This window comes from Poseidonocella sp. HB161398 (genome assembly GCF_005870025.1).
Classification (GTDB): domain Bacteria; phylum Pseudomonadota; class Alphaproteobacteria; order Rhodobacterales; family Rhodobacteraceae; genus Mangrovicoccus.
The window spans coordinates 1-23,071 of record NZ_VATA01000055.1 but is presented as its reverse complement, the minus strand read 5'-3'; the positions used below and the strand labels follow the sequence as shown (position 1 = coordinate 23,071).

Annotated in this window: 21 protein-coding genes; 9 read left to right on the top strand and 12 right to left on the bottom strand. The window is 68.3% G+C overall.

Features of this window, described 5'->3' with window-relative positions; all coding sequences use genetic code 11:
• Positions 1–61: 61 nt before the first annotated feature.
• The 5 genes from FGX59_RS28290 to FGX59_RS28270 all read right to left on the bottom strand — a co-directional run bounded on the left by FGX59_RS28290 (position 62) and on the right by FGX59_RS28270 (position 5,386).
• Positions 62–1,675, bottom strand: a complete 1,614-nt coding sequence (locus tag FGX59_RS28290) for an ABC transporter substrate-binding protein (protein ID WP_138470679.1) — start codon at positions 1,673–1,675, stop codon at positions 62–64.
• Between the two features lie 80 nt (positions 1,676–1,755).
• A complete protein-coding gene (locus FGX59_RS28285; RefSeq protein ID WP_138470677.1) occupies positions 1,756–2,490 on the bottom strand; it encodes an HAD-IA family hydrolase in 735 nt (244 codons plus the stop codon).
• Positions 2,491–2,701: 211 nt separating this feature from the next.
• A complete protein-coding gene (locus tag FGX59_RS28280) occupies positions 2,702–3,610 on the bottom strand; it encodes a glyoxylate/hydroxypyruvate reductase A (RefSeq protein ID WP_138470675.1) in 909 nt (302 codons plus the stop codon).
• Complete coding sequence (locus FGX59_RS28275; protein WP_138470672.1) at positions 3,610–4,983, bottom strand: aspartate aminotransferase family protein; 1,374 nt, start codon at positions 4,981–4,983, stop codon at positions 3,610–3,612. Before FGX59_RS28275 ends, FGX59_RS28280 begins: the two co-directional genes overlap by 1 nt.
• 34 nt (positions 4,984–5,017) lie before the next feature.
• Positions 5,018–5,386 (bottom strand): cupin domain-containing protein, encoded by a 369-nt coding sequence (locus FGX59_RS28270; protein WP_138470671.1) that lies wholly within the window; start codon positions 5,384–5,386, stop codon positions 5,018–5,020.
• Positions 5,387–5,618: 232 nt separating this feature from the next.
• On the opposite strand from FGX59_RS28270, the gene FGX59_RS28265 reads away from it, so the two are divergent.
• Positions 5,619–6,908, top strand: a complete 1,290-nt coding sequence (locus FGX59_RS28265; RefSeq protein ID WP_138470669.1) for an FAD-binding oxidoreductase — start codon at positions 5,619–5,621, stop codon at positions 6,906–6,908.
• A 30-nt stretch (positions 6,909–6,938) separates the two neighbouring features.
• Here the strand turns inward: FGX59_RS28265 and FGX59_RS28260 are convergent, their stop codons facing one another.
• The 3 genes from FGX59_RS28260 to FGX59_RS28250 all read right to left on the bottom strand — a co-directional run bounded on the left by FGX59_RS28260 (position 6,939) and on the right by FGX59_RS28250 (position 10,231).
• Positions 6,939–7,859, bottom strand: coding sequence for a GNAT family N-acetyltransferase (locus FGX59_RS28260; RefSeq protein ID WP_171060869.1), 921 nt, complete (start codon positions 7,857–7,859; stop codon positions 6,939–6,941).
• Between the two features lie 148 nt (positions 7,860–8,007).
• Positions 8,008–9,336 (bottom strand): oligogalacturonate lyase family protein, encoded by a 1,329-nt coding sequence (locus FGX59_RS28255; RefSeq protein WP_138470665.1) that lies wholly within the window; start codon positions 9,334–9,336, stop codon positions 8,008–8,010.
• A gap of 79 nt (positions 9,337–9,415) precedes the next feature.
• Entirely contained in the window at positions 9,416–10,231 is an 816-nt protein-coding gene (locus FGX59_RS28250) for an IclR family transcriptional regulator C-terminal domain-containing protein (protein WP_138470663.1), read from the bottom strand.
• A gap of 211 nt (positions 10,232–10,442) precedes the next feature.
• Here FGX59_RS28250 and FGX59_RS28245 point away from each other — a divergent pair, with 211 nt between their 5' ends.
• Genes FGX59_RS28245 through FGX59_RS28230 form a run of 4 tightly spaced genes read left to right on the top strand, consistent with a single transcriptional unit; the run spans position 10,443 to position 14,393 of the window.
• A complete protein-coding gene (locus tag FGX59_RS28245; RefSeq protein WP_240722782.1) occupies positions 10,443–11,567 on the top strand; it encodes a glycoside hydrolase family 105 protein in 1,125 nt (374 codons plus the stop codon).
• 40 nt (positions 11,568–11,607) lie between these two features.
• On the top strand, positions 11,608–12,579 hold the full coding sequence (locus tag FGX59_RS28240; RefSeq protein WP_240722781.1) for a TRAP transporter substrate-binding protein: 972 nt from the start codon (positions 11,608–11,610) through the stop codon (positions 12,577–12,579).
• Positions 12,579–13,091 carry a TRAP transporter small permease gene (locus FGX59_RS28235; protein WP_138470661.1) on the top strand — a complete coding sequence of 171 codons (513 nt, stop codon included), beginning with the start codon at positions 12,579–12,581 and terminating at the stop codon, positions 13,089–13,091. Before FGX59_RS28240 ends, FGX59_RS28235 begins: the two co-directional genes overlap by 1 nt.
• Positions 13,092–13,094: 3 nt before the next feature.
• On the top strand, positions 13,095–14,393 hold the full coding sequence (locus FGX59_RS28230; RefSeq protein WP_138470659.1) for a TRAP transporter large permease: 1,299 nt from the start codon (positions 13,095–13,097) through the stop codon (positions 14,391–14,393).
• A 97-nt stretch (positions 14,394–14,490) separates the two neighbouring features.
• Here FGX59_RS28230 and FGX59_RS28225 read toward each other — a convergent pair whose 3' ends face one another.
• The 4 genes from FGX59_RS28225 to FGX59_RS28210 all read right to left on the bottom strand — a co-directional run bounded on the left by FGX59_RS28225 (position 14,491) and on the right by FGX59_RS28210 (position 18,696).
• Entirely contained in the window at positions 14,491–15,537 is a 1,047-nt protein-coding gene (locus FGX59_RS28225) for a LacI family DNA-binding transcriptional regulator (protein WP_240722780.1), read from the bottom strand.
• 68 nt (positions 15,538–15,605) lie between these two features.
• Positions 15,606–17,090: a tripartite tricarboxylate transporter permease gene (locus tag FGX59_RS28220; RefSeq protein ID WP_138470657.1), complete on the bottom strand. Its 1,485-nt coding sequence runs from the start codon at positions 17,088–17,090 to the stop codon at positions 15,606–15,608.
• A gap of 18 nt (positions 17,091–17,108) precedes the next feature.
• Positions 17,109–17,528 (bottom strand): tripartite tricarboxylate transporter TctB family protein, encoded by a 420-nt coding sequence (locus FGX59_RS28215; RefSeq protein WP_138470655.1) that lies wholly within the window; start codon positions 17,526–17,528, stop codon positions 17,109–17,111.
• Positions 17,529–17,652: 124 nt separating this feature from the next.
• A complete protein-coding gene (locus FGX59_RS28210) occupies positions 17,653–18,696 on the bottom strand; it encodes an ABC transporter substrate-binding protein (RefSeq protein WP_138470653.1) in 1,044 nt (347 codons plus the stop codon).
• Positions 18,697–18,941: 245 nt separating this feature from the next.
• Here FGX59_RS28210 and araD point away from each other — a divergent pair, with 245 nt between their 5' ends.
• The 4 genes from araD to FGX59_RS28190 form a co-directional block, all read left to right on the top strand.
• Positions 18,942–20,684, top strand: a complete 1,743-nt coding sequence (araD, locus tag FGX59_RS28205) for an L-arabinonate dehydratase (RefSeq protein WP_138470651.1) — start codon at positions 18,942–18,944, stop codon at positions 20,682–20,684.
• A gap of 11 nt (positions 20,685–20,695) precedes the next feature.
• On the top strand, positions 20,696–21,595 hold the full coding sequence (locus FGX59_RS28200) for a dihydrodipicolinate synthase family protein (protein WP_138470649.1): 900 nt from the start codon (positions 20,696–20,698) through the stop codon (positions 21,593–21,595).
• Complete coding sequence (locus tag FGX59_RS28195; protein ID WP_138470647.1) at positions 21,592–22,332, top strand: SDR family oxidoreductase; 741 nt, start codon at positions 21,592–21,594, stop codon at positions 22,330–22,332. Before FGX59_RS28200 ends, FGX59_RS28195 begins: the two co-directional genes overlap by 4 nt.
• A 67-nt stretch (positions 22,333–22,399) precedes the next feature.
• The coding region (locus tag FGX59_RS28190) for an aldehyde dehydrogenase family protein (protein WP_138470645.1) at positions 22,400–23,071 on the top strand (672 nt) is incomplete at its 3' end.

Genomic DNA, 23,071 nt, shown 5'->3' with positions numbered 1-23,071 from the left:
CGCCGGGGGCGGCCGCGGCCGGGAGGATGCGCCGGGCGGGAGCGGGCCCGGCGCAGGGCGGTCAGTCCTTGAGCCAGACGTATTCGGCGAAGGCGAAGCCCATCAGCCCGCCCAGCGGGTTCGGCTTCAGCCCGCCCAGGTTTGAGGACACGCCGTCGACATTGGCCATGAAGGCCGGGATCACGGTGCCCGCCCCGTCCGAGACCATCGCCTGCATCTCGTGGTAGATCGCGGTGCGCTTCTCCTCGTCGAGCATCCCGCGCGCCTCGCGCAGCATCCCGTCGAATTTCTCGGATTTCCAGTGGCTCTCGTTCCAGGGCGCATCGGAGGCGTAGAGCAGCGAGAACAGGATGTCCGGGGTCGGGCGCGGGTTGATATGGCCGAAATGGATCGGCGCCTTCAGCCAGTAGTTCGACCAGTAGCCGTCCGAGGGGACGCGGTCGACCTTCAGCTTCATGCCGATCTGCGCACCGGCCTGCTGCACCACCGTCGCCATGTCGACGGAGGAGGCGGCCGCATCCGAGGCGACCATCGGGATCTCGGCGCCCAGGACGCCCGCCTTCTCGAAATGGTGCTTCGCCTTCTCCGGGTCGAAGGCGCGCGGCTTCAGGTCGGGGTTGTAGTAGCGGCTGGCCGGAGAGACCGGCTGGTCATTGCCGATATCGCCGAGCCCGCGCAGTACGGATTTGCGGATCAGCTCGCGGTCGATCAGCGATTTCATCCCCTCGATGAATTCGGCCTTCGAGCCGGGCTCCATGTCGAGGCGGATGTTGAGGTCGGTGTAGTTGCCGACGGTCGTGGTGCTGGCCCAGACCGCGTCCTGGCCCTCCATCATCCGCAGCGCCCGCGGGCTGATCGCCCCGGCCAGCTGGATGTCGCCCGACATCAGCGCGTTGAGCCGCGCGGTGTTGTCGGCGATGGCGATGAACTCGAAGCTGTCGAGATAGGGGCCCTCGGGCTTGAAGTAGTTCGGGTTCTTCACGCCGACCGATTTCACGCCGGGCTCGAAGGCCTCGCAGATGAACGGGCCGGTGCCGTTGGCGGTGGAGAAATCCGTGGTGCCGTCGGCGATGATCATGAAATGGTGCAGCGCCAGGATGGTCGGCAGGTCGGCATTGGCCTCGGCCAGCACGATGCGCAGGGTCAGCTCGTCGACCTTGGCGATCTCGGTCATCTGCGCGGCGATCGAATGCACTTTCGATCCGGTCGCCTCGTCGAGATGGCGCGACAGCGAATAGACCACGTCATCGGCGCTCAGCGTCTTGCCGTCATGGAACTGGACGCCGGACTTCAGCTTGATCGACCAGGTTTTCGCGTCGACCGTGGCGATTTCCTCGGCCAGCTCCATCTGCAGCGCGCCGCCCTCGGCCAGGAAGGTCAGGCGGTTGTAGAAGGCGCAGATCCGCGCGTAGTCCGTCGAGAGCGAGGCCTTGGCCGGGTCGAGCGTATCGGCCGTCGAGGCGGACCAGCCCGCGGCGCGGATCGAGCCGCCCGCGACCGGGGTGGCGGCGACGGCGCGGCTGGCGGAGCCCAGAAGCGTGCCGCCGGCGGCAAGCCCGACGCCCGAGGCCATCAGCATGCGCAGCAGGTCGCGGCGGGTGGCGCCGCGGCGGATCGCGGATTCGACCATGGCGTCATCGCGGGAGGTCCAGTTGGTCGGCAGTCTGTCGGTCATCTCGAATTTCCCTGTCTGGAGGATCACATGGGCCGGGCGGTCTGGCGCCGCCCTGGGCCGGTGGCAGGTGCCGGAACGGCTCAGGCCGGGGCCTTGGCTGCCGCGTCCGCCGCATCAGCGAGCTCGGCCAGCGCGTGGAAGTGGTAGTCGGGCTCGGTGAATTCCTTCGGCTCGATCGTGCCGCCATAGCCCGCCTGGGCGTGGCGGCGCTGGATCCAGGCATTGGTCATGCCCAGTTCGCGCGAGATGCCGATGTCGTGGTACTGGCTCTGCGCGGTGTGCAGGATGTCGTCCTTGGTGCCGCCATCCGTCTCCACATGGGCGAAGACCTGGCGGAAGTAGTCGGGGTCCGGCTTCTCGCAGCCGGTGTCGTCGGTGCTGAAGCCCGCCCAGAACGGGTTGCCCAGCTTCTCGGCGTATTTGTCGAAGGCCCAGCGGCGGGCATTGGTCATGGCGATCAGCTTGTAGCGGGCCTTCAGCCGTTTCATCGCCTCGGCGCTGTCGGGGAAGGGCTTGGCCTCGCCGACCTTGTCGATCATGTGCTGGCGGTTCTCTTCGGTATCGGGCAGGCCGAAGACGGCGGCGATCTTCGAGAAGCAGCGGCCGAGATCGTCGGGGAAGCGCAGCGCCTCCGGTTCGTAGCGTGCGTCGCGGTAGACCGACAGCGCGGCCTCGCCGTCGATCTCCATGCCCGCGGCGGCGGCGATCTCGGCCAGCCCTTCCTTGATGGCGCCTTCGAAGTCGATCAGCGTGCCGACCACGTCGAAGGTGACATAGCGGAACTCGGTCAGCGGTTTCGGGGCGGGTCGTGCCATTGCGGCGGTCCTTTCGGCTGTGCCGCGACCTCGGGTCGTCGGCAGGAAATGCTGCGGTCTCTGCGGGGATGCGCCTGGGGCGGGCCGCCGCGGATCGGGCCTCTTGCCTGCATCTTTCCACTGCCGCGGCGGGTCCGGGTTCCGAAGGCGGGGCGTGCCGTGGCAGATTGTTCCGAATTCCGCGCCGCCACGGCACAATCGTCGGCGGCGCTCAGTAGCCCTTTTCCGGCGGCACTTCGCCGGGCAGGGGCAGGCCCGCGCGGTCGGCGCGGATCACCGCCAGCGCGTGGCGCGCGCCTTCCTCCGCGGGGGTGTAGGCGCCGGCATGCGGGGTGACGATCACCTGCGGATGGCGCCAGGCCCAGTGGTCCGCGGGCAGCGGCTCGGGATCGGTCACGTCGAGCATCGCCGCCGAGAGCTGGCCCGTCTCCAGCGCGGCGCGCAGGTCTTCGAGGATGAGCTGCGGCCCGCGCCCGGCCTGGACCAGCGCCGCGCCCTGCGGCAGCTGCGCGAAGAGCCCCGCATCGAGGATCCCGCGCGTCGCCGCGGTCAGCGGCAGGAGGCAGACGAGGATCTCCGTCCGCGCCAGGAAGGCGGAGAGCCCGTCGGCGCCATAGGCCGCGATCCCCTCCGGGCCCTGGCCCGAGCGGCTCCAGCCCGCGACCTCGAAGCCCAGATCGCGCAGCGTGGCGGCGAGCAGCCCGCCGGTCCGGCCCATGCCCAGGATGCCGATCCGGCGGCCGGAGGCGCGGCGGACCGGCTGCGCCTGCCACTGGCCGCGGCGCGCCTGCGCCAGATAGGCCGGCATGTCGCGATGCAGCATCAGCACCGCCATCAGCACGTAGTCGCGCACCATCGCCTCGATCCCCGGCGCCACCATGCGGCAGAGCCGGATGCCCGCGGGCATGGGCGGCATCCGCTCCACGCCCGCGACTTTCGACAGCACCACCCGGAGCGCGGGGAAGCGCGCCAGATCCGGCGGCACCCAGCAGGCGAGATGCGTCACCAATGCGGGGTCGGCCAGCGCGCCGGGCCCCGGGATCAGCGTCTCGCCGGCCTCTTCGAACGCCGCCTGCCAGACCGGCATCCGGTCGTCCGGCTCCAGGTAGAGCAGTGCCATCAGGCCAGGACGGCCCGGATTTCCGGGTCTTCCAGCGTCTCGTCCAGCACCGCGCGGGTGCGCTCGACGATGGCGTCGATCTCCTCCGCGGTGCAGCACAGCGGCGGCGCGTAGCCGAAGATGCCCTGCGCGAAGGAGCGGATGATCAGCCCCTTCTCCCAGGCGCGGTCGAAGAGACGCGTCGCGGGCTGCAGGGCGGCCGGCAGCGGCGTCTTCTTCTCCTTGTCGGTCACCAGCTCGACGGCGGCCAGCATGCCGCGGCCGCGGACATCGCCGACCAGCGGGTGGTCGGACAGCGTGGCAAGCCCCGCCATCAGCCGCTCGCCCATCTTCTGCCCGTTCTCGAACAGGCCGCCCTGGTAGAGCGCCAGCACCTCGAGCGCGACCGCGGCCGAGACCGGATGCGCCGAATAGGTGAAGCCGTGGCCCACCGCCCTTGCGCCCGCGCCCTCGGCGATGGTCTCGTAGACATGGTCCGACATGAAGACGGCACCCATCGGCACATAGCCCGAGGTCAGGCCCTTGGCGGTGGTCATCATGTCCGGCACGATGCCCTCTTCCTCGCAGGCGAAGGCCGGGCCGGTGCGGCCGAAGCCGGTGATGACCTCGTCGGCGACGAAGAGGATGCCCAGCTCGCGGCAGGCCTCGCGCATCGCCTTCATCCAGCCCGCCGGCGGGACCAGCACGCCGCCCGAGCCCTGGATCGGCTCGACATAGAAGGCGGCGACGCGGTCCTCGCCAAGCTCGGCGGCCTTCGCCTTCAGCTCGGCCACGGAGGCGTCGATGATGGTCTGCGGATCCTGGCCCAGCGGGTTGCGGTAGACATAGTGCGACGAGATCTTGTGCTGCCAGGCGAAGGGCAGGCCGAAGCCCTCGTGGAAGGCCGGCAGCGCGGTCAGCCCGGCGCCCTGCGAGGTGGAGCCGTGATAGCCCTGCTCGACCGAGATGAACTGGTCGCGCTGCGGCTCGCCCTTGGCGTGCCAGTAGTAGCGCACGAAGCGGATCGTGCTGTCGACCGCGTCGGAGCCGCCCAGCGAGAAATAGAGGTGGTTCAGATCGCCCGGCGCCAGCTCGGCCAGTTCCGCTGCCAGGCGGATCGGCGCCTCGGTGCCGAGGTCGAAATAGCCGGTGGCATAGGGCAGGCGGCGCATCTGCTCGGCGGCGGCCTCGACCACGCGCTCGTGGCCGTAGCCCGCGTTGACGCACCACAGCCCGGCAAAGCCGTCGATCAGGGTGCGGCCCTCGGCATCGGTGACCTGCGCGCCCTTGGCGGAGCTCAGCAGGCGCACGCCGCGGGATTCATGGCCGCGGAACGAGGAGACGGGGTGGATCAGGTGGCGGCGGTCGAGTTCGACCAGGGAGTTGGACAGCATGATATGCTCTGGCTTCTGTGTTGGAAATCGGGGGTCAGGAGGCGATGACGAAGATCTTCTTCACCGTCTCGATGGTCTGCCAGCTGCCCTTGAAGCCGGGCTTCATGACGAAGCTGTCGCCGGGGCCGAAGTCATGGCTCTTGCCGCCGTCCTCGCTGATCCGGCAGCGGCCCGACAGGATGTGGCAGAATTCGAAGGTCTCGCCCTTCAGCGACACGGTCGTGCCCGGGGTGGCCTCCCAGATGCCGGTGCGGATCTTGCCCCAGGGCGCGGCGGCGGCGATGGCGGCGTCCAGATCCCAGGTCCTGTAGGCGGGCGCGCCCTCGATCAGCCGGTCCGGCGCGGCCTCGGTGCAGCGCGGCTCGAAGGCGGGCGCGGTGTCGACGGGAAGGAGGAGGGTCATGGGCAGGGTCCTGTGCCAGGCAAGTCGTGTTGCCGCCATCTTCGCGCCGGGCGCTCTGCGCGGGCGGCTGAATTGCCGGGCGGAGCGGCAGTTTCCGCCGGATCGGGGCGGGGATACGGCATTTTCTGTTTTCCCGCGCGCAAAGCCCGCATCCCCCGCCGGGCAGGCCCTGCTAGCGTGGCGGCGAGTTCGCACAGAGGGCCGTCGCGCCCGCCCGGGAAGGACAACCGCCGTGAAATTCACATCCTACTGGCATGACACCGCGCCGCGTTTCGGCGGCGCCGAACCCGGTCCGGTCGCGGGGCGCTGCGATGTTGCGGTGATCGGTGGCGGCTTCACCGGGCTGAACGCGGCGCGCAAGCTGGCGAAGGAGGGCGTGTCTGTCGCGCTCCTCGAGGCGTCCCATGTCGGCGCCGGCGGCTCGGGGCGCAATGGCGGGCATCTCAACAACGGCGTGGCGCATGGCTATGCCGATGCCAAGGCGCATCTGGGGGCGGAGCGGGCGCATGCGCTCTACCGCGCCTATGACCGCTCGATCGACATGATCGAGGCGCTGATCGCCGAGGAGGGCATCGACTGCGATTTCCGCCGCTGCGGCAAGCTGAAGCTCGCCTCCAAGGCCTCCCATGCCGACGGGTTGAAGGCGAATATCGAGCTGATCGCCCGCGAGGTCGATCCCGAGACGGACTGGATCCCGGCCGGGGGGCTGGGGGCGGAGGTCGGCGGCGGCGGCTTCCATGGCGGCGCGCTCTACCGCAAGACCGCGATGATGCATATGGGCCGCTACGTGCATGGGCTTGCGGGGGCGGCCGCGCGCCATGGCGCCAGGATCTGGGAAGAGGCGCCGGTGACCGGCCGCGAGAAGACCGCGGGCGGCTGGCGGCTGCAGACCCCGAAAGGCGCGATCGAGGCCTCCCGCGTGATCGCCGCGACCGGGGCCTATGGCGGGGCGGCGAAGGGCGCGCCGCTGGGCTATTTCCGCCGCCGGATCATCTCGGTCGGCTCCTTCATCATCGCCACGCGGCCGCTGAGCGCCGAGGAGATCGCGGCGACCGTGCCGGGCAACCGCACCTATGTCACGTCGCTCAATATCGGCAACTACTTCCGGCTCTCTCCGGACAACCGGCTGATCTTCGGCGGCCGGGCGCGGTTCTCGGCGGTCTCCGACCAGCGCTCGGACGCGAAATCGGGCGAGATCCTGCGCGCCTCGCTGGCCCGGACCTTCCCGCATCTGGCGGATGTCGACATCGACTACTGCTGGGGCGGGCTCGTCGGAATGACCAAGGACCGCTATCCGCGGGCGGGCGAGGCCGAGGGGATGATCTACGGCATGGGCTATTCCGGCCATGGCGCGCAGATGTCGACGCTTCTCGGGCAGGTGCTGGCCGATCTGGCGATGGGGCGCAGCGACACCAATCCGCTTGACGGGCTCGACTGGCCGCCGATCCCGCTGCATGCGGGCGAGCCGTGGTTCCTGCCGCTGGTGGGGCTGTGGTTCGGGCTGAAGGACCGGCTGTCCTAGCGCGTCCGGGGCGCCGGGCGTCTGTCCGGCTCAGCCGAAGGAATGCGAGGCCATGCCGAAGATCTGCGGCCCCTTGAGCGCGCGGCGATGCGCGCCGAGGACCATCTCGGACAGCGTGTCGTAGACGCCGAGCCCCGCGGCGGCGAGGAAGGCCTCGAAGACCGGGCTGTCGCTGAGCGTGTCGATCCGCAGGAACTGGCCCTCATTGGCCAGCAGGAAGGGCGCGACCAGCTGCATGGCGACCGGCGCCTCGGCGGCGACGACCGGGCCGATCACCTTGCCGCGGCCGAAATCGCGCATCAGCGCGAAGCCCCGCAGCTCGCCGCCATCGACCGCCACCAGTGCCTCGGAAACGCCGAGGAAATCGTCGAGCGCGCGGCTGCGCCCGGCACCGTAGGCGCGGGCGTCGAGCGCGCGCAGCGCCTCCAGGTCGCCCGGCTCCATCGGCCGGATTTCGAGCCCGGGGACCGGATCGGGGGCGCGGATCGGCCGGACGCGGCCCTGGTGCTGGCGGACCTGGCCGCGGGATTCGAAGCCCTCGCTCTCATAGAGCCGGTAGCCCGCCCTGGTCGCGGTCAGCCGCAGGTCGCGGTCGCGGTTCTCGGCCAGCACCATGCGCATCAGCCAGCGGCCCGTGCCGTAGGAGCGCAGCCGCGGCGCCACGACCATCATGCCGAGGAAGCTGAAATCGTCCTCGGCGGGGAAGTACATGACCGAGCCCATCGCGCGGCCGATCTCGTCGGCGGCGACATAGCCCTCGCCGAGCCGGATCATCATGTCGAGATCGCGCGAGCGGTGCGGCCAGAACACGCCGACGGCCAGCTCGTGCAGCAGCGGCCGGTGCTCGGGCGCGACGCGGTGCGCGGTGGCCAGGAAGCTGTCGATCATCATCTGTCCGGGACCGGGCACCGCGCCTTGCGTGCCGTTCTCCTGGATGTCCGTCGATGCCATGCGCCCCTGTCCTTGCCTGCCATTGTGCCGAGCCGCCTCCGCGGCCCGGTCCATCATGGCATGGCGCGCGCAGGGTAAAAGCCCGTTTGCGCACCGGAAACAGAAGATTATTCGGCCTGCGGCCCGGAAGCGGCAGGCCGGGGAAGGCTCAGGCGCTGCGCCCGGTCTCGACCGCGTAGACATGGATTTCGCCATGCATGTTCGACTTGAAGCTCAGGAGGCTGCCATCGGCGGAGAACTGCAGGTTCGGCTCCAGCCGGTAGTCATGGGCGGACATGTCCACGAGCTTGTGCGCGACGAGCCGCGCGGGGCGGACCAGATCCTCGGCATTCGGGGCGGAGACGCCCAGATCCTCGATGATCTCCTCGTCATAGAGATAGAGCCACTTGCCGTCGGGGGCCTTGGCGACCATGTCCGGCCCGCCGCCGTCGCCGCCCAGCCGTCCCTGGCGGTCGGTCATGAAATGCACCGACCATTCGTTGCGCCCCATGTGCCGCCAGATGCGCTTGCCGCTGTCCAGATCGACCGAGGCCAGCCAGAAATCCTCGCCGCGGGGCGTCTGCAGGTCGTACCAGATGCGGTTGCCGTCATAGGAGAAGAACTCGTGCCCGGCGATCTCCATGTTCATGCTGCGCTCGTGCATCCGGCGCTGGCCGCTGCCATCGGCGCGGATCGTCCAGATGCGGTCGACCATGTGCCAGGGACCCTCGTGGCAATACATGATCTGTTCCGGATCGGTGGGCGAGAACTGGATGTGGTTCAGCCAGTCGCGGTCCGAGCGGGTGACGGTCCTGCGCTCGCCGGTGGCGAGGTCGAGGGTGAAGATCTCCATCGGGATGCCCTGCGACAGGCGCTCGGCCATGCGGACCTCCTTGGCGGCGGCGAAGCTCAGCGGCTTGCCGTCCGGGCCGACCGCGTTGTAGCCGCCATCGGTGCCCGTCACCTTGGGGCCGGGCTGCAGCTCGAAGGGGCGCTCCTGCCAGACGCCCAGCATCAGCGTGTCATCGGCATTCGCCTGGAACAGGCTGCCATCGAGCTTCTCGGCGATCTGCGTGACCTTGCCGTCGGGGATCGAGACGGCGAAATAGTCGAGCCCCATCGCGCCCTTGCCGCCGCCCTCGGAATTCTTGCGGTAGACATAGGCGATGTTCTGCTGCCGCGAGACCATCATGCATTCATAGGGGCCCTCGATCAGCGGCTGCGCCTCGTGGCTGGCCATGTCGACCACGTCCACCCCGTTCGGCGCGTCATAGACCATGTAGCGGCCATCGGCGGTGAAGGCGTTGTCGTGGAAATAGAGCACATGCGAGCCCGCCTGGCGGGAGAGGCGCCGGACCAGCTGGCCCGAGACCGGATCGCGGAATTCGCGCGGGACGCCGTCATCGGCATCCGCGGCGGCAAGGAAGGGGGTCGGGAAGCCTGCGGCGGCAAGCGATCCGGCCGCCCCGGCAAGGCCGAGCAGCATGCGTCTCTTCATCGTTTCCTCCTCTTGAACGATGGGTCCACCTTACGCTTTCGGAACCGAGTCGCAATATTTTTGAAATGGAGTTTCGAATTTATCCCGGAAGCGTCGCCTCGACCGGGGCGGCGCGGTAGCCGAGCCCCTCGGAGGCTTCGCGGGTGACGTCGAGCAGCAGCGCCACGTAGTCGGGCTTCTTCGCCTCGTCGAAGCGGAAGAGGGGGAAGCTCAGCGAGACCGCCGCGACCGAGCGGCCGCGATGGTCGAGGATCGGCGCGGCCATGCAGCGGACCCCGGCCTCGGCCTCCTCGATCTCCTCGGCATAGCCGAGCGCGCGGATCTGCGGCAGCTGGGCGCGCAGCGCGTCGGCGTCCTGCAGCGTGTTGGGCGCGCGCGGCTCGAACTCCATGCTGGCGATGCGCTCCTCGACCTCGACCGGGTCGCGCCAGGCCAGCAGCGCCTTGCCGAGCGAGGTGCAGTAGAGCGGATTGCGCATGCCCAGAGGCGCCTGCATCGACAGCGCGAAGGCGGAATCGTAGGTGTGGATATAGGCGACGCGCTGGTCGCGGCTGTCCATCACCCCCAGATTGACCGACTCGCCGAAGGCCCGGCTCAGCCGCCCCATGCCGGGATCGGCGACCGTCAGCAGCGCCTCCTGCCCGCGCAGCGTCCGCGCGCCCAGCCCGAAGAGCTTCAGCGTCAGGCCGTAGCGCTCGGTCTCGGGATCCTGCTCGACATAGCCCAGATCGACCATGGTCTGCAGCAGCCGGTGCGCCGTGGATTTCGAGGTCATGGCGGTCTGCGCGATCTCGGCAAGCCCGGCATGGCGGTTCTCGGCAAGGGTCTCGAGCACCGCAAAGACCTTCATCACGGCGGCGACATTCTCGGTTTTCGCAGGGCGTCCGGCGGTCATGGCTGTCCCGATTATTATGGAATTATGTTCCGAATTTCTTGCAGAGAATCGTCGCCCTGTCTAGTGGCCTAGCGTAACCCGCCGTGAATTATGAGTTTTCCCGAAACTGGTCAGAAAAAGAATCCGGTTGCATAATTCGCCGGACTATGGTTCCTTGATTTTCGAAACGCTGTTCCGGAAAAATACGGACGCGTTCGGGAGGAGACCGACGATGACCATGCACCCGCTACTGATGCAGAAGGCCCGCCGCCACAGCCGCGACGAGGTCGCCGGTCTGATCGGCTGCCTGACCGACAACCTGGTCAATATCGAGGACACCACCGGCGAGTTCCTGCTGCGGCTGGAGGACGGCCGGGTGATCGACACCAAGGGCTGGGCCGGTTGGGAATGGACCCATGGCGTCGGCCTATACGGGCTCTACAAGTTCTGGGAACAGACCGGCGACGCCAAGACCATGGGCATCATCCGCGACTGGTTCGACGCGCGGCTGGCCGAGGGCACGCCGACCAAGAACATCAACACCGTCGCGCCCTTCCTGACGCTGGCCAATCTCTACGAGCGCGACCGCAACCCGGCCTGGGTGCCCTATCTGGACGCCTGGGCGGAATGGGTGATGCACGAGATGCCCCGCACCGAAGAGGGCGGGCTGCAGCACATCGTCTACAACAGCGTCAACCACCAGCAGATGTGGGACGACACGCTGATGATGTCGGTGCTGCCCCTGGCGCGGATCGGCCAGGTGCTGGGCCGCCCGGACTATATCGACGAGGCCAAGTACCAGTTCCTGGTCCACACCCAGTACCTGGCCGACCGCAAGACCGGCATGTGGTTCCACGGCTGGACCTTCGAGGGGCGCCACAACTTCGCCGAGGCGCTCTGGGCGCGGGGCAACAGCTGGGTGACGATCGCCATTCCCGAGATCATCGAGATGCTGGACCTGCCCGCGGGCGACCCGGTCCGCAAGCACCTGGTCTCGACGCTGGAACGGCAGGCGCGCTTCCTGAAGGAGACGCAGGACCGCTCGGGCCTGTGGCACACGCTGGTCGACGATCCGGACAGCTACCTGGAGGCCTCCGCCACGGCGGGCTTCGCCTACGGGCTGATGAAGGCGGTGCGCAAGCGCTACCTGCCGCCCGAATACCTCGCCGTGGCCGAGCGCGCCATGGAAGGCGTGATCGCCAATATCGACGCCGATGGCGAGCTGAAGCAGGTCAGCTTCGGCACCGCGATGGGCGGCGACCTGCAATTCTACCGCGACATCGCCCTGACCTCGATGCCCTACGGCCAGGCCATGGCGATCCTCGCCCTGTCGGAATACCTGCGCAGCTTCATCTGAGGCGGCGCCCAATGAAAACGGAAATCTGGGAGGAATTTCAATGACCAGGATGATCCTGGGCGTCGCTGCCCTGCTGGCCTCGACCGCCATTGCGCAGGCCGAGACGCTGCGCTTCGCCTATGCCTCGAACGCGACCCCGACCGTCGAGGCGATGCAGAAATTCGCCGAGCTGGTCGAACAGAAGACCGGCGGCGACGTCACCGTGCAGTTCTTCCCCGACAGCCAGCTGGGCGGCGAGCGCGAGCTGGTGGAGATGCTCAAGGGCGGGCTGCTCGACATGACCAAGGTCTCGGGCGGGCTGATGGAAAGCTTCGCACCGGTCTACGGCGTCTTCTCCATGCCCTATCTCTTCGACGGCGAGGACCATTTCTACAAGGCGATGGACGACCCGGCGGTGATGGATCCGGTCTACCAGGCGACCGCCGACCAGGGCTTCGTCGGGCTGACCTACTACAATTCCGGCGCGCGCAGCTTCTACCTGAAGGACGGGCCGGTCGAGAGCGTCGCCGACCTCGCGGGCAAGAAGATCCGCGTGATGCAGAGCCCGACCTCGATCCGCATGGTCGAGATGCTGGGCGCCGCGCCGATCGCGATGGGGCAGGCCGAGGTCTATACCTCGATCCAGCAGGGCGTGCTCGACGGGGCCGAGAACAACGAATACGCGCTGACCATCGCCCGCCATGGCGAGGTGGCGAAGTACTACACCTACGACCAGCACAGCCGCATCCCGGACATCGTGCTGATCTCGAATGCCGCGCTGTCGCGCCTGTCGGACGAGGACCGCGCCGCGGTGGTCGCGGCGGCGAAGGAGTCGACCGAGTTCCACAAGCAGGTCTGGGCCGAGGCGATCGCCGCGGAGAAGACCAAGGCCGAGGAGATGGGCGTCGAGTTCTACGACACCGACGTGGCCCAGTTCCAGGAGGCCGTCGCGCCGATGTATGACGAACTGAAGGCCGAGCCCGCGAAATACGCGCTCTTCGAGGCGATCCGCGCCGAGGCCGAGGACGACTGATGACCGCCGCCCGCCGCCTGCTCGACCGGGTCGTGGGCACCGCCTGCTGCCTCCTTCTGGCGGCGATGGTGGCGGTGCTGGCCTGGCAGGTGTTCAGCCGCTACGCGCTGAACGCCCCCTCGACCTTCTCCGAGGAGATCCTGCGCTTCGGCCTGGTCTGGCTGTCCCTTCTCGGGGCGGCCTATTCGACGGGGCGGGGCACGCATATGGCGGTGACGCTCCTGCGCGACTTCGCCCGGCCGCCGCTGCAGCGGATCCTAGACCTGCTGGTCCCGGCCGCCTTCGCCATCTTCGGCACCGTGGTGCTGGGGCTCGGCGGGCTCAGGGCGATGGAGATCGCCGCCGGGCAGCGCACCGCGGTGCTGCAGCTGCCGATGTCCGCCATCTATGCCGCGATCCCCGCCGCGGGGATCTGCATCACGCTCTATGCGCTCCTGAACTTCGCCGACCTCCTGCGCCAGCGGCGCGCGCGGCCGGACGAGGTGGAAGCGGCGCTCAACTGGGGGGACTGACCCTTGGCCGGAACTGCCAGCTTGATCCTCGTCGGCGTCTTCGCCGGGCTGACCGCGCTCGGCCTGCCGCTGGCGCTGGCGCTGACCGCCGCCGCACTGGCCGCGGTGTCGATGGTGGCGCCGCTCGACATGGCGCTCTTCACCTCCGTGCAGAAGATGTTCGCCGCGCTCGACAGCTTCTCGCTGCTGGCGGTGCCGTTCTTCATCCTGTCGGGCGTGATGATGAATTCCGGCGGCATCGCGCTGCGCCTGGTGAATTTCGCGAAGCTGCTGGCGGGGCGCATCCCCGGCGCGCTGGCGCAGACCAATATCGCGGGCAACATGCTCTTCGGCTGCATCTCGGGCTCCGCCATCGCCGCCTCGACCTCGATCGGCGGCGTCATGGTGCCGATGCAGAAGGAGGAGGGCTACGATCCGGGCTTCGCCGCCGCCGTCAACATCGCCTCGGCGCCGACCGGCATGCTGATCCCGCCGACCACCGCCTTCATCATCTACTCGCTGGTCTCGGGGGGCACCTCGGTCGCGGCGCTGTTCCTCGGCGGCGCGGTGGCGGGGCTGCTGTGGGGCATCGTCATCATGGCGATTGCCGGCATCTATGCCTGGCGGCGCGGCTATCCGGTGACGCCCTGGGCGGGCGGGCGCGCCGCGGCGCGGATCACGGCCGAGGCGATCCCCAGCCTGCTGATGATCCTGATCGTGATCGGCGGCATCATCTTCGGCATCTTCACCGCGGTCGAGGCTTCGGGCATCGCGGTGATCTACACGATGCTACTGACCTTCGTCATCCACCGCACGCGGCCGGTTTCGGCGCTGCCGGAATTCCTGCTGGAGACCGCGCAGATCACCGGCACGATCATGCTGCTGCTGGCGGCCTCGGCGACGCTGAGCTTCGCCATGGCGCTGACCGGCATCCCGGCGGCGATCTCGGGGCTGATCCTCGGCGTCTCGGACAATCCGATCGTGATTCTGCTGATCATCAACCTGCTGTTGCTGGTGATCGGCTGCTTCATGGACATGGGACCGGCGATCCTGATCTTCACCCCGATCCTGCTGCCCATCGCGCAGAAGGTCGGCGTCGACCCGGTGCAGTTCGGGATCATCATGGTGTTCAACCTGGCGATCGGCACGATCACGCCCCCGGTGGGCACCGGGCTCTTCGTCGGCGCCAGCGTGGCCAAGGTGAAGGTGGAGCAGGCGATCCGCGGGCTCGCGCCCTTCTACCTGGCGCTCTTCGCGCTGCTCTTCCTCGTCACCTACGTGCCGTCGCTGACCATGTCGCTGCCCCGCGCCTTCGGCTTCTGAGCCGAAAGGCGGGGGCAGGCGACAACGCCTTCAACGCAAAAGGCCCGGGCATCCGCCCGGGCCTTTTGCGTTCCATGGACGGGCGCGGCCCGGAGGCTCAGGCCGAGCCGCGGCGGATCACCTCGAAGCCGATATCGGTGACGCGCTCGGGGTCCTCCTCGCCGCGGAACCGGGTCAGCATCGCGCGGGCGGCGGCGCGGCCCAGCCGGTCGCGGTCGACCCGCACCGTGGTCAGCGGCGGATCGGTGAAGCCCGCGTAATCCTGGTCGCCGAAGCCGATCACCGCGATGTCCTCGGGCACGCGCAGCCCGCGCGAGCGGGCCTCGGTGACGATGCCATGCGCCGACTGGTCCGAGCTGCAATGGATCACCCCGCCCTGGAAGGCATGCTCGGCGATCAGCGCGGAGAGTGCCAGCCGCCCGCTCTGCAGCGAGGCAGGCCCGGCCTCGCCGGTGATGCCGGGAATGTCGCGGTCTCCGGAGAGCTCGGCGAAGCGGCTGCGGAACCCGTCGCGGCGGCGCAGCGCGCGCTCGTCCCCGGCCGAGACGGTGGCGGCGCGGCGGTAGCCCCAGCCGAAGGCGGCCTCGGCGGTGCGCCGTCCGGTCTCGGTATGGGAGAAGCCGACGCAGCAGTCGATCGGGCTCTCGGTGATGTCCCAGAACTCGACCACCGGGATGCCCGCGCCCAGCAGCATCTTGCGCGCCGCGGCGCTGTGATGGATGCCGGTCAGCAGGATGCCGTCGGGGCGGCGCGACAGATGGGTGAAGATCAGCGCCTCCTCGGTCTCCGGCAGGAAGCCGGTTTCCGAGACCATCAGCTGGTAGCCCTCGGCGCGCATGATCTCGGAGAAGCCGTGGAGCAGGCTGGAATAGACGACATTGGTGATCGAGGGCACCAGCGCGGTGATCAGCGAGCTCTTGCGCGAGGCCAGGGCGCCCGCCAGCGCGTTCGGCACGAAGCCGGTGACGCGGATCGCCTCCTGGATGCGCTGCATGGTGGCGGCCGAGACCTTCTCGGGGTTCGACAGGGCGCGCGAGACGGTGACCTGGCTGACCCCGGCCATCCGGCCGACGGTCGCCATGGTGACGGGCCCGCCCTCGGGCGGGGCGCGCCGGGTCTTCTTATGCGGGGCGGGGTCCTTCATGGCGCCTCATTCTCGCGGAGCGGCCGGGCGGCCGCAAGAGGGCCGCGCTGTCGCGGCCCCCGGGCGGATCAGCCCTTCTTCTTGGTCTGCAGGTAGGCGGAGCCGCCGACCGAGAGCGCGATGAGCACCCACAGGAAGACCGCGATCCAGCTCTTGGTGAAGAAGATCGTCAGGTCGCCGAAGCTCTCCAGCGTCTTGACGAAATAGACCTCTGCCGACGGCCCCAGGATGAAGCCGATGATGAAGGGCGCGACCTCCAGCCGGATCTTGGTCATCAGCCAGCCGAACACGCCGAAGATCAGCAGCGTCCAGACATCGAACATGATGCCGTAGTTGATCGTGTAGGCGCCGATCACGCACATCATCAGGATCACGGGGAAGAGGATGTGCTTGGGGATCGTCACCACCATCGCGAAGTAGCGGATGGCGAAGTACATCAGCCCGAACATGGCGACATTGGCGATCAGCATGGCGACGATCATCGCGTCCCAGGTCACCGGGTTGTTGCCGATGAAGAGCGGCCCGACCTGGATGCCCTGCAGCGTGAAGGCGCCGATCAGGAGCGCGGTCGTCGAGTCGCCCGGGATCCCGAGGCTGAGCAGCGGCACCAGCGCGCCCCCGGTCAGGCCGTTGTTCCCGGCCTCCGAGGCCATCACCCCGGCCGGTTCGCCCTTGCCGAAGTTCTGCGGGTTCTTCGAGAAGGTCTTGGCGTTCGAATAGCTCAGGATCGACGCGGCCGAGCCGCCGACGCCCGGCAGGATGCCGACGAAGGTGCCGATGCAGCTGGAGCGGATCAGGTTGACCCACTGGCCGCGGAAGATCGACAGCGAGAACCGCTCGTGCTGGCCGACATCGACCCCCTTGCCGCCGAGCCCGGGCTTCATGCCGGTCTCGGCTTCGTCGAGGATCGCGGCCAGGCCGAAGAGACCGATCAGCACCGGCAGCAGCGAGAAGCCCTGCTCCAGCCAGTATTCGGTCCCCGGCGGGATCAGCCGCCATTCGCCGTTGCCGCCCTTGGTGACGTCATAGGTGCCGATCAGCGAGATGAAGATGCCCAGGAAGCCCGAGAAGATGCCCAGCAGCAGGTCGGAGCTGAGCGCGGCCATCACCGAGAGCGCGAAGAGGATGATCAGGAACTTCTCGACATAGGAGAAGCGGATCGCGAAATCGGCCAGGGTGGGCGCGAAGAAGTAGAGGATCATCAGCGACACGAGCCCGCCGACCAGCGAGGCGCAGATGCCGATTTTCAGCGCCTTCTCGCCATGGCCCGCGCGGGCCATCGGATAGCCGTCGAGCGTCGTGGTGATCGAGGATGGCGTGCCGGGTATGCCCAGCAGGATGGCCGGGACGAGCCCGCCCGAGATGCCCCCGACATAGAGGCCCAGAAGCAGCGCCAGGCCGTTCTCCAGCCCCAGCGAGTAGGTGACCGGCAGGCAGACGGCGACGGCCATGGTGGCGGTCATGCCGGGAATGGCGCCGAAGATGATGCCCACGAGGGTGCCGCCGATGATCAGCAGCACGAAGAGGGGCGACAGGAATGCGAGAATGTCCATGAGCGGCGGTCCCGGATCTCAGGGCAGGGTTAGGAAGAAGAGGTCGGTGAAGAGCCACCAGACCAGCGTCGGCGCGGCGACAGCGACGATCAGGAGCGGCACGACGGATCTCGCGCTGCGCTCGCGCATGAAGAGCAGTCCGCTGAGCGCCACGAGCGGGATCGAGCAGAGCAGGAAGCCCATGCCGGTATTGGGCCAGATGTCGCCCACCGGCACCATGGCCGAGAAGTAGAGCACGGTCAGGGCGAGCGTGCCGAAGAAGCGCATCTTGTCCATTTCGCCCAGGATCTTGCGCCAGTGGGCCCCCGAGGCGGCAAGCTGGCGGCGGTCGCGGATGGCGATGGCCAGGCCGAGGAGCGCCAGGATGCAGCCGATCAGCGTCGGGAAGATCAGGTGCGATGTCTCGAAATTGATGGTCACGTGGGTCAGGCTGCCCATCGCGGTCTCCCTTCGGTCCGGAACTTGGCAAAGGCAGGCTAGGCGGCCGCGTCGCGCGGCGCACAGCCCGGAACGGGATAGGGGCCCCCGCCCGGGCGGGCAGGGACCGTCAGGCCGGGGAGGCTCAGCCCGAGATGTCGGAGATGACCTTCTTGTAGGTCTCGCGCTTCTCCATCAGGTGCTCGCGCGCTTCCGCGGAGGGGCGGAAGTTCGGCGTGAAGAACGCGGCGGTTTCCTTCTTCTGGATCTCGCCTTCCTCGTAGATCTCGGCCAGGGCCTGGTCGATCGTGTCGATCATCGCCGGGTCCATGTCCTTGTTGTAGATGAGGAAGAATTCCTTGTCGAAGGTGAAGTCCTGGGTGCCGTCGAGGGTGACGGAGGTCTTCGGGCTGGCATAGTCCAGCATGGCGTCGCGGGTCAGGGCGCCCATGCCGGCCTCGGGCGCTTCGGCCAGGGTCTCCGGCGAGGCGGTGATCCAGACGAAGCGCATCGCCTTCTGGTCGTCGCCGTCGAGCTGGGTGAACTGCTCGTTGGCCTGGATGGAGCCGTTGATCACGTCGGCAAGCCCGTCCCACATCGCCTGGTTCTTGTCCGACTGCGAGCCGGTATTGACCGCGACGATGTTCTCCTCAGAGCCGGGCGCGCGCACCTTGGCGGCGTTCTTCATCGCCGAGAAGCCGATCTCGGACACGCCGCCGGGCTGGATCGCGACGCGCACGCGCTCGCCGTTCTCGGCGGCGGTCAGGATGTCCTCCATCGTCTGGTAGGGCGAGTTCGCGCCGACCAGGTAGGCATTGCCGGGGTTGTTGGCGATGGTCGCGCCGACGGTGAAGGCGTCGAACGGATTGACGAAGCCCTTGCCGCCGTAGAGCTCGGCCAGATAGGCGAAATCGTGGAACAGCATGATGGTGGTGCCGCGCTTGTCGCGCTCGAGCGCCTTTAAGCCGTTCACGGCGCCGACGGCATCGACCTTGATGTTCACGCCGAGCTTGTCGGAGAGCGCATCGGCGACGATCGCGGCGGCCTGGTAGGTGTCGCCCCCGGTCGAGGTCGAGCCGATCACCATGCGGATGTTGCGCGGCAGATCGGCAGCCGAGGCCGCAAAGGGCTGGGCGAGAATCGCGGCGGCAGAGGCCGCGGCCAGGAGAGTCCGGCGGGTGAAAGTCATGTCTTTTCCTCCCATTGGTCGCCCGAGCGGGCGACGGGTGTCCCGAGAAAGAGGAGCGGCCCCTCACCGCTCCATGCTGCACTATGAAAGCGCATACACAGCTCAACACCATATCGGGGCTCGAGCTGTCAAGCTTTGAATTGATCTCACAAAAATATCATTGAATTTCGGCGAAGCCCATTGACGAGCGAAAATGTAAGCGCATACATCGACGCAAAGACGATTGCGCCTAGGGAGGGTGATCCATGAAAGATGTGGACCGCAAGGACGCGGACAGCTTGCGCTCGGCACGCTGGTTTGCGCCGGATGATCTGCGCAGCTTCGGCCACCGGTCGCGGCTCATGCAGCTCGGCTATTCGGAGGCGGATTTCAAAGGCAAGCCGCTGATCGGCATCCTCAATACCTGGTCGGAGATCAACTCCTGCCACAGCCATTTCCGCGAGCGTGCCCAGGACGTGAAGCGGGGCGTGTTCCAGGGCGGCGGCTTCGCCGTCGAGATGCCGTCGCTCAGCGTCGACGAGAGCTTCACCAAGCCGACCTCGATGATCTACCGCAACATGCTGGCCATGGAATGCGAGGAGATGATCCGCTCCCACCCGTTCGACGGCGTGGTGCTGATGGGCGGCTGCGACAAGACCACCCCGGGCCTCGTGATGGGCGCGATTTCCGCGGGCATTCCCTTCATCTACCTGCCCGCCGGGCCGATGCTGGCCGGGAACTACGCGGGCAACAGGCTGGGCTCGGGCTCGGATGCCTGGAAGTACTGGGACGAGCGCCGCGCGGGCAATATCACCGACGAGGAATGGGTCGGCATCCAGGGCGGCATTGCGCGCTCGGCGGGCGTCTGCATGACCATGGGCACCGCCTCGACCATGACCGCGATCACCGACGCGATGGGGCTGACGCTGCCCGGCGCCTCCTCGATCCCGGCGGTCGATTCGGGCCACCAGCGCATGGGCGCCGATTGCGGCCGCCGCATCGTCGACATGGTCTGGGAAGACCTGACCCCCGACCAGATCATCACCGAATCGGCGGTGAAGAACGCGGCCATCGTGGCGATGGCGACCGGCTGCTCGACCAATGCCGTCGTCCACCTGATCGCCATGGCGCGCCGCGCGGGCGTCAACCTGACGCTCGACGATCTCGACGCGCTGGGGCGCACCACGCCGCTGATCGCCAATGTCCGTCCCTCGGGCAAGGGCTACCTGATGGAGGACTTCTTCTTCGCCGGCGGCCTGCGCGCGCTGATGAAGCAGATCGAGGACCGGCTCGACACGACCTGCCTGACCGTCACCGGCAAGACCATGGGCGAGAACCTGGAGGGCGCGAAAGTCTACAATGACGACGTGATCCGGCCGCTCTCGAACCCGGTCTACCACGAGGGCTCGCTCGCCGTGCTGCGCGGCAATCTCTGCCCTGACGGCGCGGTCATCAAGCCCGCCGCCTGCGATCCGAAATACTATGTCCACGAAGGACCGGCGCTGGTCTTCGACAGCTATCCGGAGATGAAGAAGGCGGTCGACGACGAGGATCTGGAGGTCACCCCGGACCATGTCATGATCCTGCGCAACGCCGGGCCGCTGGGCGGGCCGGGCATGCCGGAATGGGGCATGCTGCCGATCCCCAAGGCGCTGATCAAGCAGGGCCATCGCGACATGCTGCGGATCTCGGATGCGCGGATGTCGGGCACCTCCTACGGCGCCTGCGTGCTGCATGTCGCCCCGGAAAGCTTCGTCGGCGGCCCGCTGGCGCTGGTGAAGACCGGCGACATCGTCCGGCTCGACGTGCCGAACCGCCGCCTCGACATGCTGGTCCCCGAAGAGGAGATCGCCGCGCGCAAGGCCGCGTGGACGCCGCCCGAACCGAAATACGAGCGCGGCTGGGGCTGGATGTTCTCCAGGCACGTCACCCAGGCCGACAAGGGCTGCGATTTCGACTACCTGCAATCCGATTTCGGCCGCGCCGCGGGCGAGCCCGACATCTTCTGAGGAGGCCGCATATGGCATTCGATCTCGACAAGGCGCTCACCGGCATCTCCGGCATCCTCGTCACGCCCTATGACGAGGCCGGGGAAATCGCCCCGGCGAAGCTCGCGCCGATCATCGACCGCGCGCTGGAGGCCGGGGTGCATATCCCGGTCGTCAACGGCAATACCGGCGAGTTCTACGCGCTGACGACCGACGAGGCCTGCACCATGGTCGCCGAGGTCTGCCGCATGGTCGACGGCCGCGCGCCGGTCCTGGCTGGCGTGGGCCGCGGCATCCGCGACGCCTGCCGCCTGGCGAAGGCCTCGGCCGAGGCGGGCGCTTCGGCGCTGATGATCCACCAGCCGCCGGATCCCTTCGTCTCCCCGCGGGGCACCGTCGACTACGTCAAGGCGGTGCACGAGGCCTCCGGCGGGCTGCCGATGATGCTGTATCTGCGCAATGACGCGATCGGCACCAAGAACATCAAGGCGCTCTGCGACCTGCCCGGCGTCAAGGGCGTGAAATGGGCGACGCCCAACCCGCTGAAGCTGGCCGATGCCATCGCCGCCTGCGATCCCTCGATCGTCTGGGTCGGCGGGCTGGCCGAGGTCTGGGCGCCGCCGCTCTATGCTGTCGGCGCGCGGGGCTTCACCTCGGGCCTCATCAATGTCTGGCCCGAGCGCTCCGTCGCGATCCACAAGGCGCTGGACGCGGGCGACTACGTCACCGCGAACCAGCTGATCGACGAGATGAAGCCCTTCGAGGAGATCCGCGCCGAAGAGCTGAACGGCACCAACGTGACCGGCGTGAAAGCCGCGCTGGCCGCGACCGGCTTCGATTGCGGCGCGACCCGTCCGCCCTCCGCCTGGCCGCTGACCGGCGCCCAGCAGGCAACGCTGGAGGCGTTCCTGGCCGAGGTCGGTCTCACGTGAGCGCGCCCTCGATCATCGTCACCGGTGCCTCCGCCGGGATCGGCCGCGCCACGGCGCGCGCCTTTCTCGGGGCGGGCTGGCGGGTCGGGCTGATCGGCCGCCGCGCCGAAGCCCTGGAAGAGACTGCCGCGGGCAACCCGGCCGCGCTGGTCCTGCCCTGCGACGTCACCGATCCCGCGGCCGTCGACGGGGCCTTCGACACCGCCATGGCGGCCTGGGGCCGGATCGACGCGCTTTTCAACAATGCCGGGCAGTCGCTGAAATCCGTGCTGATCGACGACATGTCGGTCGAGGACTGGCGCCGCATCACCTCGGTCAATATCGACGGCATGTTCTACTGCGCCCGCGCCGCCTTCGCACGGATGCGCCGTCAGGAGCCGCAGGGCGGACGGATCATCAATAACGGCTCGATCTCGGCCCATGTGCCGCGCCCGGGCTCGATCGCCTACACCGCCTCGAAGCATGCCGTGACCGGCATGACCCGGACGCTCAGCCTCGACGGGCGCCCCTTCGACATTTCCTGCGGCCAGATCGACATCGGCAATGCCGCGACCGACATGGCGGCGGGGCAGGCGAAAGGCGTGCCGCAGGCCGACGGTTCGATCCGCGCCGAGGCGATGATGGATGTCCAGCATGTCGCGCAGGCGGTGCTGTCGATGGCGACCCTGCCGCCCGAGACCAATGTCCAGTTCATGACGATCATGGCAACCAAGATGCCGTTCATCGGCCGCGGCTGATCCGCGTCCGATCCTGAAACTCAAGGAATCCCGGGCGCTTGCGCGTCCCAGACAAGGAGATCCCGAGATGCTCGACAAGTCCGTTTTCACGCCGCATGGCAAGCACCTGATCGCAGGCGAGTGGGTGGCGGGGGACCAAACCTTCGCCTCCGAGCCCGCCCAAGGCCCGGCGTATGACTTCTCCGTCGGCACCGTCGCGCTGGTCGACCGCGCCTGCGAAGCCGCCGAAGAGGCGTTCTGGTCCTACGGCTACACGACGCGCGAGGCCCGCGCCGCCTTCCTCGAGGCGATCGCCGACGAGATCGAGGCCCGCGCAGAGGCCATCACCGAGATCGGTTCCCAGGAAACCGGCCTGCCCGAGGCGCGGCTGCAGGGCGAGCGCGGCCGGACGACCGGCCAGCTGCGGCTCTTTGCCAGCCACATCCGCGCCGGCGACTACCTCGACCGCCGCCATGACGAGGCGCTGCCCGACCGCGCGCCGCTGCCGCGGCCGGACCTGCGGATGATCCAGCGGCCGATCGGCCCGGTCGCCGTCTTCGGCGCCTCGAACTTCCCGCTGGCCTTCTCGACCGCGGGCGGCGACACCGCCGCCGCGCTCGCCGCAGGCTGCCCGGTCGTCGTGAAAGGCCATTCCGCGCATCCCGGCACCGGCGAGATCGTCGCCGAGGCGATCCATGCCGCAATCGCGAAAACCGGCATGCCCGCGGGCGTCTTCTCCTTGATTCAAGGCGGAAAAAGG

Coding starts and splice junctions, on each gene's coding strand:
- FGX59_RS28290 (WP_138470679.1), bottom strand. CDS start 1,675: ATGACCGACAGACTGCCGACCAACTGGACCTCCCGCGATGACGCCATG.
- FGX59_RS28285 (WP_138470677.1), bottom strand. CDS start 2,490: ATGGCACGACCCGCCCCGAAACCGCTGACCGAGTTCCGCTATGTCACC.
- FGX59_RS28280 (WP_138470675.1), bottom strand. CDS start 3,610: ATGGCACTGCTCTACCTGGAGCCGGACGACCGGATGCCGGTCTGGCAG.
- FGX59_RS28275 (WP_138470672.1), bottom strand. CDS start 4,983: ATGCTGTCCAACTCCCTGGTCGAACTCGACCGCCGCCACCTGATCCAC.
- FGX59_RS28270 (WP_138470671.1), bottom strand. CDS start 5,386: ATGACCCTCCTCCTTCCCGTCGACACCGCGCCCGCCTTCGAGCCGCGC.
- FGX59_RS28260 (WP_171060869.1), bottom strand. CDS start 7,859: ATGGCATCGACGGACATCCAGGAGAACGGCACGCAAGGCGCGGTGCCC.
- FGX59_RS28255 (WP_138470665.1), bottom strand. CDS start 9,336: ATGAAGAGACGCATGCTGCTCGGCCTTGCCGGGGCGGCCGGATCGCTT.
- FGX59_RS28250 (WP_138470663.1), bottom strand. CDS start 10,231: ATGACCGCCGGACGCCCTGCGAAAACCGAGAATGTCGCCGCCGTGATG.
- FGX59_RS28245 (WP_240722782.1), top strand. CDS start 10,443: ATGACCATGCACCCGCTACTGATGCAGAAGGCCCGCCGCCACAGCCGC.
- FGX59_RS28240 (WP_240722781.1), top strand. CDS start 11,608: ATGACCAGGATGATCCTGGGCGTCGCTGCCCTGCTGGCCTCGACCGCC.
- FGX59_RS28235 (WP_138470661.1), top strand. CDS start 12,579: ATGACCGCCGCCCGCCGCCTGCTCGACCGGGTCGTGGGCACCGCCTGC.
- FGX59_RS28225 (WP_240722780.1), bottom strand. CDS start 15,537: ATGAAGGACCCCGCCCCGCATAAGAAGACCCGGCGCGCCCCGCCCGAG.
- FGX59_RS28220 (WP_138470657.1), bottom strand. CDS start 17,090: ATGGACATTCTCGCATTCCTGTCGCCCCTCTTCGTGCTGCTGATCATC.
- FGX59_RS28215 (WP_138470655.1), bottom strand. CDS start 17,528: ATGGGCAGCCTGACCCACGTGACCATCAATTTCGAGACATCGCACCTG.
- FGX59_RS28210 (WP_138470653.1), bottom strand. CDS start 18,696: ATGACTTTCACCCGCCGGACTCTCCTGGCCGCGGCCTCTGCCGCCGCG.
- araD (WP_138470651.1), top strand. CDS start 18,942: ATGAAAGATGTGGACCGCAAGGACGCGGACAGCTTGCGCTCGGCACGC.
- FGX59_RS28200 (WP_138470649.1), top strand. CDS start 20,696: ATGGCATTCGATCTCGACAAGGCGCTCACCGGCATCTCCGGCATCCTC.